The sequence below is a fragment of the Pseudomonas eutrophicaquae genome (assembly GCF_023544715.1).
In the GTDB taxonomy this organism is placed as follows: domain Bacteria; phylum Pseudomonadota; class Gammaproteobacteria; order Pseudomonadales; family Pseudomonadaceae; genus Geopseudomonas.
The window spans coordinates 18,262-37,118 of sequence record NZ_JAMJEZ010000007.1 but is presented as its reverse complement, the minus strand read 5'-3'; the positions used below and the strand labels follow the sequence as shown (position 1 = coordinate 37,118).

General features: G+C 66.3%; 16 protein-coding genes and 2 pseudogenes. 11 read left to right on the top strand and 7 right to left on the bottom strand.

Annotated features, from left to right (window positions below):
• Positions 1 to 2 precede the first annotated feature (2 nt).
• From truD to MXC11_RS12145, 11 genes and pseudogenes are all read left to right on the top strand, one after another.
• Positions 3 to 1,061 carry a tRNA pseudouridine(13) synthase TruD gene (truD, locus tag MXC11_RS04795; RefSeq protein WP_250006234.1) on the top strand — a complete coding sequence of 353 codons (1,059 nt, stop codon included), beginning with the start codon at positions 3 to 5 and terminating at the stop codon, positions 1,059 to 1,061.
• Positions 1,049 to 1,795 carry a 5'/3'-nucleotidase SurE gene (gene surE / locus MXC11_RS04790; protein ID WP_250006019.1) on the top strand — a complete coding sequence of 249 codons (747 nt, stop codon included), beginning with the start codon at positions 1,049 to 1,051 and terminating at the stop codon, positions 1,793 to 1,795. Before truD ends, surE begins: the two co-directional genes overlap by 13 nt.
• Positions 1,796 to 1,824: 29 nt before the next feature.
• Positions 1,825 to 2,457: a protein-L-isoaspartate(D-aspartate) O-methyltransferase gene (locus MXC11_RS04785; RefSeq protein WP_250006232.1), complete on the top strand. Its 633-nt coding sequence runs from the start codon at positions 1,825 to 1,827 to the stop codon at positions 2,455 to 2,457.
• 30 nt (positions 2,458 to 2,487) lie between these two features.
• A complete protein-coding gene (locus MXC11_RS04780; protein ID WP_250006017.1) occupies positions 2,488 to 3,429 on the top strand; it encodes a polyprenyl-phosphate transporter in 942 nt (313 codons plus the stop codon).
• Entirely contained in the window at positions 3,426 to 4,223 is a 798-nt protein-coding gene (locus MXC11_RS04775) for a peptidoglycan DD-metalloendopeptidase family protein (RefSeq protein WP_250006015.1), read from the top strand. The genes MXC11_RS04780 and MXC11_RS04775 overlap by 4 nt, the downstream gene beginning before the upstream one ends.
• A gap of 124 nt (positions 4,224 to 4,347) precedes the next feature.
• The gene (gene rpoS, locus MXC11_RS04770) at positions 4,348 to 5,277 is read left to right on the top strand and encodes an RNA polymerase sigma factor RpoS (RefSeq protein ID WP_250006230.1); all 930 of its coding nucleotides are present in this window, start codon (positions 4,348 to 4,350) and stop codon (positions 5,275 to 5,277) included.
• A gap of 63 nt (positions 5,278 to 5,340) precedes the next feature.
• A pseudogene (locus MXC11_RS04765) lies at positions 5,341 to 5,898 on the top strand (chemotaxis protein CheB); the annotation flags it as partial.
• Positions 5,896 to 6,828, top strand: a complete 933-nt coding sequence (locus tag MXC11_RS04760; protein WP_349665493.1) for a CheR family methyltransferase — start codon at positions 5,896 to 5,898, stop codon at positions 6,826 to 6,828. The pseudogene MXC11_RS04765 and the gene MXC11_RS04760, both read left to right, overlap by 3 nt.
• A 7-nt stretch (positions 6,829 to 6,835) precedes the next feature.
• Positions 6,836 to 8,023, top strand: a complete 1,188-nt coding sequence (locus MXC11_RS04755) for a hypothetical protein (RefSeq protein WP_250006013.1) — start codon at positions 6,836 to 6,838, stop codon at positions 8,021 to 8,023.
• Positions 7,993 to 8,436: pseudogene (locus tag MXC11_RS12150) on the top strand (diguanylate cyclase domain-containing protein); the annotation flags it as partial. The gene MXC11_RS04755 and the pseudogene MXC11_RS12150, both read left to right, overlap by 31 nt.
• Before the next feature lie 91 nt (positions 8,437 to 8,527).
• Positions 8,528 to 9,010, top strand: a complete 483-nt coding sequence (locus MXC11_RS12145; RefSeq protein ID WP_284060390.1) for an EAL domain-containing protein — start codon at positions 8,528 to 8,530, stop codon at positions 9,008 to 9,010.
• 36 nt (positions 9,011 to 9,046) lie between these two features.
• Here the strand turns inward: MXC11_RS12145 and fabI are convergent, their stop codons facing one another.
• From fabI to MXC11_RS04715, 7 genes are all read right to left on the bottom strand, one after another.
• A complete protein-coding gene (fabI, locus tag MXC11_RS04745; RefSeq protein WP_250006011.1) occupies positions 9,047 to 9,841 on the bottom strand; it encodes an enoyl-ACP reductase FabI in 795 nt (264 codons plus the stop codon).
• Between the two features lie 20 nt (positions 9,842 to 9,861).
• Positions 9,862 to 11,469, bottom strand: a complete 1,608-nt coding sequence (locus MXC11_RS04740) for an ABC transporter ATP-binding protein (protein ID WP_250006009.1) — start codon at positions 11,467 to 11,469, stop codon at positions 9,862 to 9,864.
• A 4-nt stretch (positions 11,470 to 11,473) separates the two neighbouring features.
• Positions 11,474 to 12,493 carry an ABC transporter permease gene (locus MXC11_RS04735; protein WP_250006007.1) on the bottom strand — a complete coding sequence of 340 codons (1,020 nt, stop codon included), beginning with the start codon at positions 12,491 to 12,493 and terminating at the stop codon, positions 11,474 to 11,476.
• Between the two features lie 3 nt (positions 12,494 to 12,496).
• A complete protein-coding gene (locus MXC11_RS04730) occupies positions 12,497 to 13,582 on the bottom strand; it encodes a microcin C ABC transporter permease YejB (protein WP_250006005.1) in 1,086 nt (361 codons plus the stop codon).
• The gene (locus MXC11_RS04725) at positions 13,582 to 15,462 is read right to left on the bottom strand and encodes an extracellular solute-binding protein (RefSeq protein ID WP_250006003.1); all 1,881 of its coding nucleotides are present in this window, start codon (positions 15,460 to 15,462) and stop codon (positions 13,582 to 13,584) included. The genes MXC11_RS04730 and MXC11_RS04725 overlap by 1 nt, the downstream gene beginning before the upstream one ends.
• A complete protein-coding gene (locus tag MXC11_RS04720) occupies positions 15,459 to 17,288 on the bottom strand; it encodes an extracellular solute-binding protein (RefSeq protein WP_250006001.1) in 1,830 nt (609 codons plus the stop codon). Before MXC11_RS04720 ends, MXC11_RS04725 begins: the two co-directional genes overlap by 4 nt.
• A 100-nt stretch (positions 17,289 to 17,388) precedes the next feature.
• Entirely contained in the window at positions 17,389 to 18,807 is a 1,419-nt protein-coding gene (locus MXC11_RS04715) for a transglycosylase SLT domain-containing protein (protein WP_250005999.1), read from the bottom strand.
• Positions 18,808 to 18,857 lie beyond the last annotated feature (50 nt).

Genomic DNA, 18,857 nt, shown 5'->3' with positions numbered 1-18,857 from the left:
CGCTGGACGAGCTGAGCCTGCTGGGCCCGCGCGCCTGGGGCGAACCCTGTGGCCTGGCGCGTTTCAAGCAGACGCCAGAGGACTTTCAGGTCGATGAGGTGCTGGGCATTCCCCTGAGCGGCAGTGGCGAGCACCTGTGGCTGTGGGTGGAAAAGCGCGATCTGAACACCGAGGAAGCCGCCCGGCGCTTGGCCGGTGCTGCAGGAGTGCCGGTCAAGGCGATCAGCTATGCCGGTCTCAAGGACCGTCAGGCGCTGACTCGCCAGTGGTTCAGCCTGCACCTGCCGGGCAAGGCCGATCCGGATCTGAGCCGCGCCGAGGATGCCCAGCTGGCGATCCTCGAGCGTCAGCGCCACAGCCGCAAGCTGCAGCGCGGCGCCCATGCGGCCAATCGCTTCACCCTGCGCCTGACCGCCCTTGAGGCGGATCGGCCACTGCTGGAGGCGCGCCTGCAGCAGATCAAGGCCCAGGGCGTGCCCAACTACTATGGCCTGCAGCGCTTTGGCTTTGATGGCGGCAACCTGGCCGAGGCCCGGCACTGGGCGGCGCAGGGCAGCCTGCCCGAGCAGCGCAATCGCCGCTCGCGGGTGCTGTCGGCGGCGCGCGCCTACCTGTTCAATCGCCAGCTGGCACGGCGAGTCGCCGAGGGTAGCTGGAATCGTGCCGAGCCGGGTGATCTGCTGGCGTTCACCGCCAGCCGCAGCTTCTTCATGGCCGGTGAGGCCGAGTGCCAGGACCCGCGCCTGGCCGCGCTGGATCTGCATCCCACTGCGCCGCTGTGGGGCGAGGGTGTGCTGGAGAGTGGCGGGCGCATCGCCCTGCAGGAGCAGCAGCTTCTGGACGAGGAGCGGGTGCTGGCCGACTGGCTGAGCGCGGCGGGGCTGCGTCAGGAGCGGCGTATCCTGCGCCTCCCCATCGCCCATCTGGCATGGCATCATCCCGACCCCGAAACCCTGCAACTGCACTTCGTTCTGCCGTCCGGCTGCTTTGCCACCGTCGTGGTGCGCGAACTGCTAGCCCTGCATCCGGCCGACGCCACGGAAAGCCCATGCGCATACTGATTGCCAATGACGATGGCGTACACGCCCCCGGTATCGTCGCCCTCCATCAGGCCCTCTCCGGCCTTGCCACCTGCACAGTGATCGCCCCGGACGGGGACCGCAGTGGGGCCAGCAGCTCGCTGACCCTGGATCGCCCCCTGCACCCGCAACGACTGGCCAATGGCTTCATCAGCCTGAACGGTACCCCCACCGACTGTGTGCATCTGGGCCTGAACGGCCTGCTTGAGGAGCCGCAGGACATGGTGGTGGCCGGCATCAACATGGGCGCCAATCTGGGTGATGACGTGCTGTATTCCGGTACGGTGGCGGCAGCGTTGGAAGGGCGCTTCCTGAGTCGCCCGGCCTTTGCCTTCTCGCTGATGTCGCGCCAGAGCGACAACCTGCCCGCCGCAGCGGAAATCGCCCGGCGCATGGTCGAGCGCTACGCGGATCTGGATCTGCCGCCGCGCACGGTGATCAACGTCAACATCCCCAACCTGCCGTTGGAGCGTTTGCGCGGCGTGCAGCTGACGCGCCTTGGCCACCGGGCGCGGGCGGCGGCGCCGGTGCGCTCGGTGGACCCGCGCGGCAAGGCCGGCTACTGGATCGCGGCGGCGGGCGATATCGAGGATGGCGCGCCGGGGACTGATTTTCACGCGGTGATGCAGGGCTATGTCTCGGTGACGCCCCTGCAGCTGGATCGCACCTTCCATGAAGGCTTTGCCGGGCTGACGGCGCTGGAGTCGCTGCTGTGAACAGCAGTCTCCAGCACGACGGCATCGGCATGACCTCGCAGCGCACCCGTGAGCGCCTGGTGCAGCGGCTGCGCGAGGAGGGCGTGAGCGATGCGCGAGTGCTGGAGGTGATTCGCAGCCTGCCGCGACACCTGTTTGTCGATGAGGCGCTGGCGCACCGCGCCTACGAAGACACCGCTCTGCCGATCGGCCACAACCAGACGCTGTCCCAGCCCTATACCGTGGCGCGCATGAGCCAGCTGCTATTGGCCGGCGGGCCGCTGGACAAGGTGCTGGAGATTGGCACCGGCTCCGGCTATCAGACCGCGGTGCTGGCCCGGCTGGTCGAGCGGGTCTTCTCTGTCGAGCGCATCCAGCACCTGCAGGAGCGCGCCCGCGAGCGTCTGCAGACGCTGGATCTGCGCAACGTGGTGCTGCGCTGGGGCGATGGCCATGAGGGCTGGGCGGCGCTGGCGCCTTACCACGGCATCCTGGTCACGGCGGCAGCGCGTGAAGTCCCCCGCGCGCTGCTGGAGCAGCTGGCACCTGGCGGGCGTCTGGTGATGCCGTTCGGTGAGCAGACCCAGCAACTGCTGCTGATCACCCGTGAAGGCTCCCACTTCTCCCATCAGCTGCTTGAGCCGGTACGCTTTGTGCCGCTGCTTGAGGGCGTGGTCGGCTGAATTTTCTGTCGCTTCCCAACGGATCTTCCGATGCACAATCCTTTTTTGCTGTTTGCCAAGGGCATGGCGATGGGCGCGGCCGATGTCGTACCCGGCGTGTCCGGGGGCACCATTGCCTTCATCACCGGTATTTACGATGAGCTGCTGCGCTCGATCGCCCAGGTGCCGCTGGCCGCGCGCCAGTTGCTGCGCTGGCGTCTGCGCGAGGCCTGGCAGACCGCCAACGCTCGCTTCTTGCTGGTGCTGCTCGGTGGGATTCTCTGCAGCATCCTGACCCTGGCACGGCTGATCGGCTGGTTGCTGGTGCATCAGCCGATTTTGCTCTGGAGCTTCTTCTTCGGCCTGATTCTGGTCTCGGTCTGGCTGGTCGGGCGACAGATCAGCCGCTGGCACCTGCCGGGGCTCCTCAGCCTGCTGGCCGGCACGCTCGGCGCCTGGTGGATCACCGTGGCAGCGCCGATGCAGTGGGGGCATGACCCGCTGAGCCTGGTGCTGGCGGGGGCGATTGCCATCTGCGCGATGATTCTGCCGGGGATTTCCGGCAGTTTCCTGCTGGTATTGATGGGGCTGTATGGCTTTATTCTCGAGGCGCTGATCAGCCTGAATCTGGGCGTGCTGGCACTGTTTGCGGTGGGTTGCCTCGGCGGGCTGCTGAGTTTTGCCCATCTGCTCAGCTGGTTGCTGCAGCATGCCCGTAACCTGACCCTGAGTTTTCTCACGGGTCTTATGATCGGTTCCCTGAACAAGGTCTGGCCCTGGAAGGAAACTTTAAGCTGGCGCACGGATCGCCACGGCGTGCAGCAGCCGCTGCTGGAGCAGGCGGTATTGCCGGAGCGCTATGCGCTGATCACCGGGCAAGACCCGCAGTTCTGGCCGGCGCTGGCGCTGGCGCTGGCGGCCGTTGCGCTGGTGCTGGGCCTTGAGTTTATGGCGCGCCGTCCGTCCCTTCGCCATGAGGTAAGCAAACCGTGAAGTTCGCCCGCGATCCGATATTCCCCTCCGCCCGGCGTCTGCTGCTGGGTGGCAGCGTACTGCTGTTTGGCCTGCTGCTCGGTGGCTGCGCAACCTCGACCGGCAGCAGCACTGGCGTGGAAAGCGCGGCCCCGCGCACCGGCTGGCAGGGCCAGCATCGCGTGCAGCGCGGAGAAACCCTCTACTCGATTGCCAAGCGCTACGGCTGGGACTGGCAGACACTCGCGGCGCAAAATGGCATCGCGCCGCCCTATACCCTCCGCGTCGGGCAGGTGCTGCGCCTCGGGCAGGGCACCCGCGTCGCCAGCACTCCCGCGCCGCGCAGTGCCGCGGCCAGCACACCGAGCCGTGTGAGTACCCCGGCGACCCGGATCACCCCGCTGGCCAGCGCGCCGGCCTCGGTGAAACCGGCGGCTGGCTCACCGACCGGCTGGGCTTGGCCGGCCAGTGGCACGGTGATCGAGAGCTTTTCCGCCAGCAGCAGCCTCAACAAAGGCATCGATATCGCCGGCGAGGCGGGGCAGCCGGTGCTGGCTTCCCTTGCAGGCAGCGTGGTGTATGCTGGCAGCGGTCTACGCGGTTACGGTGAGCTGATCATCATCAAGCACAGTGACACCTACGTCAGTGCCTACGGGCACAACCGCCGACTGCTGGTGAAAGAGGGGCAGCGTGTCACGGCTGGCCAGCAGATTGCCGAGATGGGTTCCACCGATACCGACCGGGTCAAGCTGCACTTTGAGATCCGTCGCCAAGGCAAGCCGGTGGACCCGCTGCAGTATCTGCCGCGTCGCTAGGATCCGCTGTCGTTGAACTCGTCAGCCCGGCAAGGACAGGCCGGGCGCGCGAGCGGACAAAAACGACAAGAACGCAGCAAAGGATGCCACGATGACGGATTCCTCGGATTTCAATTTCAGCCGCATGGACAGCGGTGCTCTGGATGAGCCTTCCCACCTCGACCTGCGCGCCGAGATCCCCGACTCGCCAGTGCGCGCCCGGCGCCCGGTCGAGCGCGTGGAGTCGGCCGATGCGATTCAGCTCTACCTCAACGAGATCGGCTTCTCGCCGCTACTCAGCGCCGAAGAGGAAGTCTATTTCGCCAGGCGCTCCCGAAACGGTGATGAGGCCGCACGCCACCGGATGATCGAGAGCAACCTGCGCCTGGTGGTGAAGATTGCCCGCCGCTACAACCACCGCGGCCTGTCGCTGCTCGATCTGATCGAGGAGGGCAATCTGGGATTGATCCGCGCGGTGAAAAAGTTCGACCCCGAGCGTGGTTTTCGCTTTTCCACTTACGCCACCTGGTGGATTCGCCAGACCATCGAGCGGGCGCTGATGAGCCAGACCCGCACCATCCGTTTGCCGGTGCATGTGGTTAAGGAGCTCAACCTGTGCCTGCGCGCCGCTCGGGAGCTGACCCAAAAGCTCGACCATGAGCCGACCGCCGAGGAAGTGGCCAGCCTGCTGGATCGCTCGGTGGACGACATCAATCGCCTGCTGGGCCTGAACGAGCGCATCGCCTCGGTGGACGCAACCCTGGGCGAGGGCAGCGAACGCACCCTGCTCGATACCCTGAGCGACCAGCAGCCGGGGGATCCCTTGGTGCTCTTGCAGGATCAGAATCTGCATGCCAGCCTCGATCAGTGGCTGTCGCAGTTGCCGGACAAGCAGTGCGAGGTGGTGGTGCGCCGCTTTGGCCTGCGCGGGTGTGAGCCGTCCACCCTCGAGGAGGTTGGGCGCAGCATCGGCCTGACCCGCGAGCGGGTGCGGCAGATCCAGGTGGAGGCCTTGCAGCAACTGCGCGTACTGCTGGAAAGCCAGGGCCTCTCGGCCACAGGCCTGTTCGACTGACCATGCCGGGCGGCCACCGGCCGCCTCCGTCCACCGGTCGGCCTTGCTCGCCAAGGTCTGGCCATGGCCCTGAAGGAGCCTGCAATGCCCTGCAAGCTGTTCATCGTTGCCATCGGGGCCTCAGCCGGCGGGCTGGAAGCGATCTCCAGGCTGGTCGGCACGCTGCCGGCCGAGCTGCCCTGTGCCTATGTAGTGCTGCAGCACCTGTCGCCCAGCTAGCGCAGCATGATGGTCGACATCCTCGCCCGTGAAACTCCGTTGCGCGTGCAGGAGTTGCAGGAGGGCGATACCCCGGAGGCCGGGGTGATCTATGTGGTGCCGGCCAACCGCAATGCCCTGCTCAAGGACGGCCGCTTCCACCTTAGGACACCACCGCCCGAGGTGGTCCCCAAACCTTCGATCAACGAGTTCCTGATTTCGCTGGCGGCCGAGCAGGGCGAGTCGGCGGTGGGCATTTTGCTCTCGGGTACCGGCTCGGACGGGGTGAGCGGCCTGCGCAGCATTCAGGCCGCAGGGGGGCTGACCTTCGCTCAGCAGCCGGATACCGCCAAATACGACGGCATGCCCCAGGCCGCCATCGATGCCGGCGTGGCGGATCATGTGCTGGCACCCGAGCAGATGGCCGAGCGGCTCGCCCGTCTGCTGATGCCGCTGGCCAGTGACGAGGCACCGATCCCCGAGGATCTGCTGGCCCAGCTGCTGGCTCGCCTGCGGGAGCGGCTGGACTGCGATTTTTCCGGCTACAAGGTCGGGACCCTGATGCGGCGGATTCGCCGCCGGGAAGCGGCCACCGGTAACGTCGATCTGGCCGGTTACCTGCGCAGCATCGACAGCAATCCCCAGGAGCTGGATCTGCTGGCCCGTGACATCCTCATCTCGGTGACGGCCTTCTTCCGCGATGCCGCCGCGTTTGAAACCCTGCGCCGGGCAGTGCATGAGATCTGCACGCACAAGCCGCCCGGCGCGGAAATTCGTGTCTGGGTGGCCGGGTGTGCCACTGGCGAGGAAGCCTATTCGATCGCAATGCTGTTTGCCGACGTGCTGCAGGAGCGGCTGGCCGATTACCGGCTGCAGATCTTTGCCACCGACATCGATGAGCAAGCCCTCAACGTCGGGCGGCGCGGCCTGTATCCGGTCGCCGCGCTCAATGATGTGCCGCCGGCGCTGCGCGAGCGCTACTTCCTTAGCAGCAATCATCACGTCGAGGCCGGCAAGCTGCTGCGCGACATGATCGTCTTTGCCCGCCATAACCTGGTCAGCGATCCACCGTTCCTGCGCCTGGATCTGATCAGTTGCCGCAATGTGCTGATTTACTTCGATACGCTGCTGCAGTCGCGGGTGCTGCAGACCTTCCATTTCGGGCTGGTCCGTCAGGGCTATCTGTTCCTCGGCCGCTCGGAGAGCGTGGCCCAGGCCGAGCAGCTGTTCAGCGCCGAGGATCGTCGCGAACGGCTGTTTCGCAAGGTGGGCAGTGCCAGCCTGCCGAGCGGAATGCCGCTGGCCCTGCGTCCCTCACCCAGTTACAGCGCTGCAGCGCGACCGTGGCCTTGAGCACCTCTTGGCTGCGCTGGTGCGTCATTTTGATCTGGCGGCCGTGCTTTGTGATGCCGAGGGCGTGGTGCAGCACACCGCAGGGCCGGTGGAGCGCTACCTGCAGTTCCCGGTGGGCGCGGCGCGCCTGACCCTGGCCGATACCGCGACCAAGAGCCTGCGCGGTGAGCTCTTGACCCTGATGCACCGCTGCCGTCAGCTGAGCAAATCGCAGCGCGGGCGCACCCGCACGCTCGGCAACCAGCACGTGCGCCTGTTTGTCGATCCGGTGGGCGTCGGCGATGAGCCGCGCCTGCTGGTGCTGTTCGTACCGGTGCCGGCGCCCGAGGAGGGGGTGGCGGTACAGGTGGCACCCAGCGCGCAGCTCGAGGATGAACTGCTCGCCACCCGTGAGCACCTGCAGAGCCTGGTGGAGGAGCTGGCCACCGCCAACGAGGAAATGCAGGCCCTGAACGAGGAGGCGCAGGCCTCCAATGAAGAGCTGCAGGCGACCAATGAGGAGCTGGAAGCGGCCAACGAGGAAATGCAGGCCACCAACGAGGAGCTGGTCAGCCTCAATGAGGAATTGAGCGTCAAGAGCAGCGAGCTCAGCCGTCTGGCTGAGGAGTACGCCCATCTCTACGATGCGCTGGAATTTCCGCTTCTGGTGTTCGATCGTCAGGGGCAGCTGATCCGCTTCAATGCTTCCGCCACGCGCCGCTTCGATCTGCGCCCCACCGCGCTGATGCAGCCGGTCGCGCGCCTGCGTCTGCCGGCGTTTCTGGCTGACCTTGAGCAGCGTCTGGGCGGTGTGCTGGCGCATGCCGACCGTGATGAGGCGCTGCTGCAGGACGGCTCCCAGACCCTGCGCCTGATCATCACGCCGGGGCTGGACGCCGCCGGGCACATCAGCACGCTGGTGGTCACCCTGGTCGATGTCAGTGACATCACCCGCACCCAGGCGGAGCTGCGCCAGTCCCAGGCGCGCCTGACCAGCCTCTTGGAAAACACCACGGTGCTGTTCGCCATGAAGGATCTGGGCGGCGCGCACATCTACATCAATGCACGCCATGCGGCGCTGTTTGGTCTGGAGGGGCGCGATTACGTCGGGCGCAACGACTTCGCGCTGCTACCGCCCGCGCTGGCGGCTGATCTGTGGTGCGTGAGGTGGATACCGTGGCGCGCATGGGCGGTGATGAGTTCACCGCGCTGCTGATGGACACCGATGTGGAAGGCGCCGAACGGGTGGTGCGGCGGATGATCGATGAGCTGTCGGCGTCCTTTGATATCGGTGGCCGCTCGCTGTTCGTCTCTGCCAGCATCGGGGTGGCGTTCTTCCCGGATGACGGTCAGGACAGCGCCAGCCTGATCCGCGCTGCGGACACTGCGATGTACCGCGCCAAGGAGGCCGGTCGCAACCGCTTCGAGCTGTTCAAGCCGGAGCTGCACCTTCGCCTGCTGCGCGAGGCGTTGCGCCAGCAGCGTCTGCGCCTGGTCTATCAGCCGCAGTATCGGCTGGGCGATGGCGCGCTGGACGGCGCCGAGGCGCTGCTGCGCTGGGATGATCCGATTCTGGGCTCGGTATCGCCGGGGGATTTCATCCCGGTGGCCGAGTCGAGCGGGCTGATTCTTGAGGTCGGCCATGAAGTCAGCCGCCTGCTGGCCCAAACTGGCGGCGTGGCAGGCCCAGGGCTTGGTGCTGCCGCGGGTGGCCTTCAACATGTCGCCGCGCAGCTTCCGCGAGGAGGGCTGTGCCGAGCGGGTGCTGGCGCAACTGGCCGAGCAGGGGGTGGCGGCGAGTCAGGTGCAGGTCGAGTTCACCGAGGGGGTGCTGGTCGATAATCTGCCGGTGGTGCTGGGCAATATCGAGTGCCTGCACGCGGCGGGTGTGACCCTGGCGGTGGATGACTTTGGTACCGGCTACTCATCACTGGCCTGCCTCAAACGCCTGCCGCTGGCGGAGCTGAAGATCGACAAGCGCTTTGTCGATGGTCTGGGCCGTGAGCGTGAGGATGAGGCGATCACCCTGGCGATCATCGGCATGGCCCATGCGCTGGGGCTCAAGACCGTGGCCGAGGGGGTGGAAACCGAGCTGCAGCGCGACTGGCTGCTGGCCCATGGCTGCGATATCGGGCAGGGCTATCTGTTTGCCAAGCCGCTTGAAGCTGAGGCGTTTGCGGATCTGCTGGACCAGCGCGGCTGAGACCTGCCGCCGCCTGCCGGCGGCGGCAGGGACGCATCACTCTTCGAGGGCGCCCATTGCGGTGGTGTTGAAGCCACCATCGACGTAGAGGATCTCACCGCTGATGCCAGAAGCCAGATCCGAGCACAGGAAGGCCGCGGCGTTGCCGACTTCATCGATGGTCACGTTGCGGCGCAGTGGGGTCTGGCGCTCGTTGGCGGCCAGCATCTTGCGGAAGCTGGCGATGCCGGAAGCGGCCAGGGTACGGATCGGGCCGGCGGACACGCAGTTGACGCGGGTGCCTTCCGGGCCGAGGCTGCCGGCCAGGTAGCGCACGCCGGCTTCCAGACTGGCCTTGGCCATGCCCATCACGTTGTAGTTGGGCATGGTGCGCTCGGCACCCAGGTAGGAGAGAGTCAGCAGGCTGCCGTTACGGCCCTTCATCATCTCGCGGCCGGCCTTGGCCAGGGCGACGAAGCTGTAGGCGCTGATATCGTGGGCGATCTTGAAGCCGTCGCGGGTGGTGACTTCAGTGAAGTCACCGTTGAGCTGGTCGCCCGGCGCAAAACCGACCGAGTGGACGATGCAGTCCAGGCCATCCCACTTCTGGCTCAGGGCCTCGAACACGCGGGCGATGTCCTCGTCATTGGCCACATCGCAGGGGAAGCACATCTCGGCGCTGGAGCCCCAGCCGGCGGCGAACTCCTCGACGCGGCCCTTGAGCTTGTCGTTCTGGTAGGTGAAGGCCAGTTCCGCGCCCTCACGGTGCATCGCGGCGGCAATGCCGGAGGCGATGGACAGCTTGCTGGCGACGCCGACGATCAGCACGCGCTTGCCGGTCATGAAACCCATGGTGTACTTCCTCTTGCTGGTTAATCGGCACTGCCTGGGGCCATGAACGCGGCCTCCAGCAGCTGCCGGGTATAAGAATGCTGAGGCGCGGCAAAGATCGCCGCCGCCTCGCCCTGTTCGACCACCTGCCCGTGACGCACCACCATCAGCTGATGGCTCAAGGCGCGGACCACGGCCAGGTCATGGCTGATGAACAGGTAGGTGAGATTGTACTTCTGCTGCAGGCTGCGCAGCAGCTCGACCACCTGACGCTGCACCGTGCGATCGAGCGCCGAGGTCGGCTCATCGAGTAGGATCAGCTCAGGTTTTAGCACCAGCGCGCGGGCAATCGCGATGCGCTGGCGCTGGCCACCGGAAAATTCATGGGGGTAGCGGTGCCGGCTGGCCGGGTCCAGGCCCACCTCCTGCAGCGCGGCAATGATCGCCTGCTCGCGCTCGGCGGGGCTGCCGATTGCGTGGATCTCCAGCCCTTCGCCAATGATCTGCCCGACCGACATGCGCGGGCTGAGGCTGCCGAACGGGTCCTGGAACACCACCTGAATCTGCCGGCGCAGCGGGCGCACCTGCTCCTGCGTGAGGCCCTCGATCGCCTGCCCCGCAAAGCGGATCGCGCCGCGGCTGTTGATCAGGCGCAGCAGTGCCATGCCGAGGGTGGACTTGCCTGAGCCGCTTTCCCCGACGATCCCCAGGGTCTGCCCGCGCGCGAGGCTGAAGCTGACCCCATCGACCGCCTTGACGTGATCGACGGTGCGGCGCAGCAAGCCTTTCTTGATCGGGAACCACACCCGCAGATCCTCGGCCTCGATCAGTGGCGGGCCGGGCGGGTTATCGGCGGGGGCGCCACTGGGGTCGGCGCCGAGCAGTTCCTGGGTGTAGGGGTGCTGGGGGGCGTGGAACAGTGCGTCGCACGCGCCCTGTTCGACGATGCGTCCCTGCTGCATCACGCAGACCCGGTGGGCGATGCGCCGTACCAGGTTGAGGTCATGGGTGATCAGCAGCAGCGCCATGCCCAGACGCGCCTGCAGCTCCTTGAGCAGGTCGAGGATCTTCAGCTGCACGGTGACATCCAGCGCGGTGGTCGGCTCGTCGGCGATCAGCACCTCCGGCTCATTGGCCAGTGCCATGGCAATCATCACCCGCTGGCGCTGCCCGCCGGACAGCTCGTGGGGGTAGGCCTTGAGGCGCTTGGCCGGCTCCGGAATGCCGACCAGGGTCAGCAGCTCCTCGGCCCGCGCCCGCGCCGCTTCCCCCTGCAGGCCTTTGTGCAGCGCCAGAACCTCGATGATCTGCTGGCCGACGCTGTGCAGCGGGTTCAGCGAGGTCATCGGCTCCTGGAAGATCATCGCGATGCGGTTGCCACGGATGGCGCGCAGGCGCCGCTCGCCCAGGGTCAGCAGGTCTTCGCCGCGGTAGTGGATGCTGCCGGCCGGATGGCTGGCCAGCGGGTAGGGCAACAGGCGCAGGATGGAGTGGGCGGTGACCGATTTGCCCGAACCGCTCTCACCGACCAGCGCGAGGGTTTCGCCGGCGTGCAGGGCGAAGCTCACCCCGTGCACCACCGGCTGGATACCGCCTTCGCGGGCGAAGGCCACCTGCAGATCACGGATCTCGATCAATGGCTCGCTCATCGGCTCACTTCCTCGGGTCGAAGGCATCACGGGCCGCCTCACCGATGAACACCAGCAGGGTCAGCATCAGCGCCAGTACGGCAAAGGCGCTGATCCCCAGCCACGGCGCCTGCAGGTTGGACTTGCCCTGGGCAACCAGCTCACCGAGCGACGGCGAGCCCGGCGGCAGGCCGAAGCCGAGAAAATCCAGTGCGGTAAGGGTGCCGATCGCCCCGGTGAGGATGAACGGCAGGAAGGTCATGGTCGAGACCATCGCATTGGGCAGAATGTGCCGGTACATGATCGCGCCATTGCCCATGCCCAGCGCACGGGCGGCGCGTACGTACTCAAGGTTGCGCCCGCGCAGGAACTCGGCGCGCACCACATCCACCAGGCTCATCCACGAAAACAGCAGCATGATGCCCAGCAGCCACCAGAAGTTCGGCTCGACGAAGCTCGCGAGGATGATCAAAAGATACAGCACCGGCAGCCCTGACCAGATCTCCAGAAAACGCTGGCCCAACAGATCCACCCAGCCACCATAGAAGCCCTGCAGGGCGCCGGCGGCGACGCCGATCACTGAGCTGGCCAGGGTCAGGGCCAGGGCAAACAGCACCGAAACGCGAAAGCCGTAGATCACCCGGGCCAGCACGTCGCGGCCCTGGTCGTCGGTGCCCAGCCAGTTGTTCGCCGAGGGCGGGGCGGGCGCCGGGACCGTGAGGTCGAAGTTGATGCTGTCGTAGCTGAACGGGATCGGCGGCCAGAGCATCCAGCCGCCACCAGCCTCGATCAGCTCGCGCATGTAGGGGCTCTTGTAGTCGGCTTCCAGCGGGAACTCGCCGCCGAAGGCGGTTTCTGGGTAGCGCTTGAGCACCGGCACGTACAGCTCGCCCTCATAGCTGAGCAGCAGCGGGCGATCGTTGGCGATCAGCTCAGCGCCGAGGCTAAGGACGAACAGGCCGAGGAACAGCCACAGGCCATACCAGCCGCGCTTGTGGGCCTTGAAGCGGGCAAAGCGCCGCCGGTTCAGGGGAGAGAGCGCCATCGGTCAGTGCTCCCGGCTGTCGAAGTCGATGCGCGGATCGACCAGGGTGTAGGTGAGATCACCGATCAGTTTCACGACCAGTCCCAGCAGGGTGAAGATGAACAGGGTGCCAAAGACCACCGGATAGTCACGGTTGATCGCCGCCTCGAAGCTCAGCAGGCCGAGGCCATCGAGGGAGAAGATCACCTCGATCAGCAGGGAGCCGGTGAAGAACAGGCCAATGAACGCGGCCGGAAAGCCGGCAATGATGATCAGCATGGCGTTGCGGAACACATGGCCATAGAGCACACGGGTTTCGGTCAGGCCCTTGGCGCGCGCGGTGACCACGTACTGCTTGCCGATCTCGTCAAGGAAGCTGTTCTTGGTCAGCAGGGTCAGGGTGGCGAAGTTGCCGATCACCAGCGCGGTCACCGGCAGGGCCAGGTGCCAGAAGTAGTCGAGGATCTTGCCGGTGGTGCTCAGCTCATCAAAATTGTTCGAGGTCAGCCCGCGCAGCGGGAACCAGTCGAAGTAGCTGCCGCCGGCAAACAGCACGATCAAGAGGATGGCAAACAGGAAGGCCGGGATCGCGTAGCCGACCACGATGGCGGTACTGGTCCAGACATCGAAGGCGCTGCCGTGCCGCATCGCCTTGGCGATCCCCAGCGGGATCGACACCAGGTACATGATCAGCGTGCTCCACAGCCCCAGCGAGATCGAGACCGGCATCTTCTCAACGATCAGTTCGATCACCGTGGCATCGCGGAAGAAGCTCGAGCCAAAGTCCAGCTGCAGGTAGTTCTGCAGCATGATCCAGAAGCGCTCGCTGGCCGGCTTGTCGAAGCCGTACATCTTCTCGATTTCCTTGACCAGTTCAGGATCCAGGCCCTGAGCGCCGCGGTAGCTGGCGCCCGCCGCGGCGACTTCCGCGCCGCCACCGGCAATCCGCCCGGTGGCACCGCCGGCGGCGGCATCAAGGCCCTCGAGTTTGGCGATCATCTGCTCGACCGGGCCGCCGGGTGCAGCCTGGATGATCACGAAGTTGATCAGCAGGATGCCCAGCAGGGTGGGGATGATCAGCAGCAGGCGCCGCAGGATATAGGCCAGCATCAGCGCGCCTCCTGAGCGTCGGGGGTCGCTGGCGGCGTGCTGTCGGTGGCGGGGGCGCGTGGGGTGTCGGTTGCCGGCGGCGACTCACCGCGCCACCACCAGGTGTGCAGGCCGATGTCGTAGCGCGGGGTGGTCTCGGGATGGGCGAAGCGATCCCAGCGAGCGACTCGCCAGGTGCGGATATGCCAGTTGGGGATCACGTAGTGGCCCCAGAGCAGGACGCGATCCAGTGCGCGGGTGTGGGCCAGCAGCTCGGCGCGGCTGTCGGCGGCGATCAGCCCCTCGACCAGCGCATCGATCACCGGCTCCTTGAGACCGATCAGGTTGCGGCTGCCGGGATTGTCAGCGCTGCTCGAATGCCAGTATTCGCGCTGTTCGTTGCCCGGCGAGCTGGACTGGCCGAAGCTGCCGACCACCATGTCGAAGTCCCGCGAGCGCAGGCGGTTGATGTACTGGGAGACATCGGCGCGGCGGATCTGCAGCTCGATGCCAAGGCTTGCCAGGTTGCGCTTGAACGGCAGCAGCACCCGCTCGAACTCGACCTGGGCGAGCAGGAACTCGATCACCACCGGCTTGCCCTCGGCATCGTGCATGCGGTCGTTTTCCAGCCGCCAGCCGGCCTCCTGCAGCAGGGCGAAGGCCCGGCGGCGCTGCTCGCGGATCACCCCGCTGCCATCGCTCTGCGGCGCCTGATACTCGGCCTCGAACACCGCCGCCGGCAGCTGGGCGCGCCAAGGCTCAAGCAGCGTGAGCTCCTCGGCAGTGGGCAGGCCACGGGCTGCCAGTTCAGAGTTCTCGAAGTAGCTGTGGGTGCGTACATAGGCGTTGTGGAACAGCTGGCGGTTGGTCCACTCGAAGTCGAACAGCAGCCCGAGCGCTTCACGTACCCGCGCATCCTTGAACAGCGGGCGGCGCAGGTTGAAGAGAAAGCCTTGCATGCCGGTCGGGTTGTGATTGGTGATCTCTTCCTTGATCAGCCGGCCCTCGCGCACCGCGGGGGTGTCGTAGGCAGTGGCCCAGTTCTTGGCGCTGGTCTCGAGCCAGAAATCGAACTGCCCGGCCTTGAGGGCTTCAAGGGCCACGGTGTTGTCGCGGTAGTAGTCGATCACCAGATGATCGAAGTTGTACTGGCCGCGGTTGAGGGGCAGATCCCGGGCCCACCAGTCCTCGACCCGCGCATAGCGGATGCTGCGCCCGGCCTGCACCTCGGCCACCCGGTAGGGGCCGCTGCCCAGCGGCGGCTCCAGGCTGGTGCGGTTGAAGTCGCGTTCTGCCCAGTAATGGTGCGGCAACACCGGCAGCTGGCCGACAATCATCGGCAGTTCGCGGTTGCCGGCCTGGCGAAAATCGAAGCGCACGCTGTGTTCGCTCTCGGCCACGGCTTTTTCGATATCGGCGTAGTAGGCCTTGTACTGCGGTGCGCCGTCTTTCATCAGGGTGTCGAAGGTGAACACCACATCGGCAGCGGTGACCGGCTGGCCATCGTGAAAACGCGCCTCGCGGCGCAGGTGAAAGCGGACCCAGCGGTTGTCGGGCGCCTTTTCGATGCGCTCGGCGAGCAGGCCGTATTCGGTGAACGGCTCATCGAGGCTACGCCTGGTTAGGGTGTCGTAAATCAGCCCGATCTCATCGGCCGCCACGCCCTTGTTGATGAACGGGTTGAGGCTGTCGAAGCTGCCGAACCCGGCCTGGCGCAGCGTGCCGCCCTTGGGCGCTTCGGGGTTGACGTAGTCGAAGTGGCTGAACCCCGCCGGATAGCGCGGCGGCTCGTCGTACAGGGTCAGGGCGTGGCGGCCGGCGGCACCGGCCTCGAGGAGGCCAGCCAGCAGCAGCACGCTGCCTGCAGCGAGGTGGCGCAGGCCATGCAGGAAAGCGCTCATCGGGAAGTCTCCGAAGGGGTCAGCCACCAGGCGCGCAGGCCCAGGGTGTAAGGCGGTGTGGTGACGTGGGCGAAGCGGTTGCGCCAAGCCACGCGGTGGTAGTCGCTGTACCAGTTGGGAATGCTGTAATGCTGAGAAAGCAGCACACGATCGAGGGCGCGGGCGGCGGCGATCTGCTGGTCGCGGGTCTGGGCGGCGAGGAGCTTGTCGAGCAGGTCGTCCACCACCGGATGGCGCACCCCGGCGTAGTTGCGGCTGCCGCGCACGCCACTCTGGCTGGAGTGGAAGTACTGCCACTGCTCAAGGCCCGGGCTCAGTGTCTGCGGCAGGGTCATCAGCACCATGTCGAAATCGAAGCTGTCGATGCGCTGCTTGTACTGGGCACGATCGACGGTCCGCAGGCTGGCCTGGATGCCGAGGCGGCGCAGGTTGTCGCGGTAGGGCTGCAGGATGCGCTCAAGGCTGGGGTTGACCAGCAGGATCTCAAAGCGCAGCGGCTGGCCGTGCCCGTTGACCAGCTGATTGCCTGAAGGCTTCCAGCCGGCCTGCGCCAGAAGCTCCAAGGCGCGGCGCAGCGTCTCGCGGGGCAGGCCGCGGCCATCGGTCTGCGGCAGGCTCGGTGCCTGGCTGAACAGGCTGGCCGGCAGTGCTTTGCGGTGCTGTGATAGCAGCAGCCATTCCTCACCCTGCGGGATGCCACGCGCTGCGAACTCGCTGTTGGGGTAGTAGCTGGTGCTGCGCCGGTAAGCGTCGTTGAACAGCGTGCGGTTGCTCCACTCGAAGTCGAACAGCAGGCCCATGGCCTCGCGCACCCGCAGATCGGCAAAGTGCGCGCGGCGGGTGCTCATGAACAGCGCCTGGGTCTGGGTGGGGATCTGGTGGGGGATCTGCGCCTTGACGATCTCGCCACGCGCCACGGCGGGGATGTTGTAGCCGCTGGCCCAGTTCTTCGCCTGGTTCTCCAGGTAGATGTCGAACTCGCCGGCCTTGAACGCCTCGAAGGCCACGTGGTTATCGCGGTAGAACTCCACTTCAACGCGCTCGAAATTGTACTTGCCGCGATTGACCGCCAGCTCCGTACCCCACCAGTCCTTGACCCGCTCGAACACCAAGCGCCGCCCCGGCACTACCTGGGTGATGCGATACGGACCACTGCCCAGCGGCGGCTCGTAGGTGGTGGCCTTGAAGTCGCGGCCGCTCCAGTAATGCTGTGGCAGCACCGGCAGCTCACCGAGGCGCAGGATCAGCAGCGGATTGCCGCTGCGCTTGAAGACAAAACGCACCCGCTGGCGATTGAGGATATCGACCCGGGCGACCTCCTGCAGTGCGGTGCGGTATTGCGGATGCCCTTCGCGGCTGAGCAGGCGGTAGGAGAACGCCACATCGTAGGCGGTGATCGGTTTGCCGTCGTGAAAGCGCGCCTCAGGACGCAGGTTGAAGACTACCCAACTGCGATCCTCGCTGTATTCCACCGAGGCGGCGACCAGCCCGTAGCTGGAGGCCGGCTCATCCCCGGAGGGGTCGAACAGTCCGGTGCCGACCATCAGCGGGGCATTCAGCTCATGCACGCCGTAGTTGCTGAAGCCGGCGGTATTGATCGGGCTAGTGCCCTTGAGGGTATACGGGTTGAGGGTATCGAAGGTGCCGCTGCCCATGATCCGCAGGGTGCCGCCCTTGGGCGCCTCCGGATTGACCCAGTCGAAATGCCGGAAACTGGCCGGGTATTTCAGGCTGCCGAACTGGGCGTAGCCGTGGCTTTCGACCAGGGTGGCGGCGGCAGGCAGGCAGAAGGACAGGCCCAGCAACAGGGCAAGGAAACGATGCATTGGTGGCAGGTCCGGTCCGTGGCAGGCGCGGGATTGAGCCGGCTACAGTACCAGCTTGCACTGCCCGGCAAAAGGTTGCGCCGGGCGTGGCAGGTGCCGCTCAGCGGGCCGGCAGGTAAAGGGTCACGGTCTGGCCGGGCTTGAGCTGGCGCCCCAGACGCGGGTTCCAGCTCTGCAGGGTCTTGAGCCCGATCGAGAAGCGCTTGGCGATGCTGTACAGCGAATCACCGCGGCGTACCTGATAGCGGGTCGCCTTGCGGGTGCTGTTGCTGGTGGTGGCGCTGCGCTGAGCGCCGGGGGCCTGCTGCACCAGCAGGGTCTGGCCGACCCGCAGGCGATGACCCTTGAGGCCATTCCAGCGCTGCAGATCCGCCACCTTGACCTGGTGACGACGGGCCACTTCCCACAGGTTGTCGCCGCTGCGCACCCGGTAGCGGTGCGGGGCTGGGCTGCGGGCTGGCTTGGCCACCGGCTCAGGCTCGCTGATGACCAGCGGGCTGGGCGGCAGGCTGGCGATGCTGCTGCTGAGTTCCTCTGCCTTGTGGATCGGCACCAGCAGGCGCAGCGGGCCATCCACGGCGATGCGCTGCTTGAAGGCCGGGTTGAGCTTGAACAGCTCGTCCTCGTCCATATCTGCCAGGCTGGCGATGCGGGCCAGATCCAGTCGATGGGGCAGGCGGATCTGCTCGAAGTAGGGCTCGTTGGCAATCGCCGGCAGGTCAAGGCCATAGCCTTGGGGGGCTTGGATGATCTGCGCCAGGGCGAGCAGCTTGGGCACATAGTCCTGGGTTTCGCGCGGCAGCGGCAGGTTCCAGTAATCGGTCGGCAGACCCTGATTGAAGTTGCGCTCGATGGCGCGGCTGACGGTGCCCTCGCCGGCGTTATAGGCTGCCAGCGCCAGCAGCCAGTCACCGTTGAACATGTCATGCAGGCGGCGCAGGTAGCGGATGGCGGCGTTGGTCGAGGCGGTGATGTCGCGCCGGCCGTCGTACCAGCGGGTCTGACGCAGGTTGAAGTGGCGCCCGGTGGAGGGGATGAACTGCCAGAGTCCGGCCGCCTGTGCCGGCGACAGGGCCAGCGGGTTGTAGGAGCTTTCGATCATCGGCAGCAGGGCCAGCTCCAGCGGCATGCCCTGTTCTTCAAGACGCTCGACCACATAGTGGATGTAGGGACTGCTGCGCTCGGCGATGCGTTGCAGCGAGGCGGGACGGTTGGCAAAGCCAAAGCGCTGATGGTCGATGCGCGGATTATCGTCGCTCAGCGCCTGCAGCTGGTAACCCTTGCGGATGCGCTCCCAGATGTCCTGCGCCGCTTCCGGGGACTCCGCACCGTACTGGGGCATGTACCAGGGGATGGTCTGGGTGGTCGTGACCGCGTGGCTGGGCGTCTTGGTCGTGGCGGTGGACTGCGGTGGCCCCAGACTGCTGCAGCCGGCCAGTGCCAACAGGGCGCCCGCCAGCAGCAGGCGGGGCATGGACAGCAGGCGCGGCGGCAGGGATCGGGTAAGGGGCGACGGCATCGGCTGCAGCACTTTGAGCGTGAAGGGGCTGGGATTCTAGGAAGGAGCCG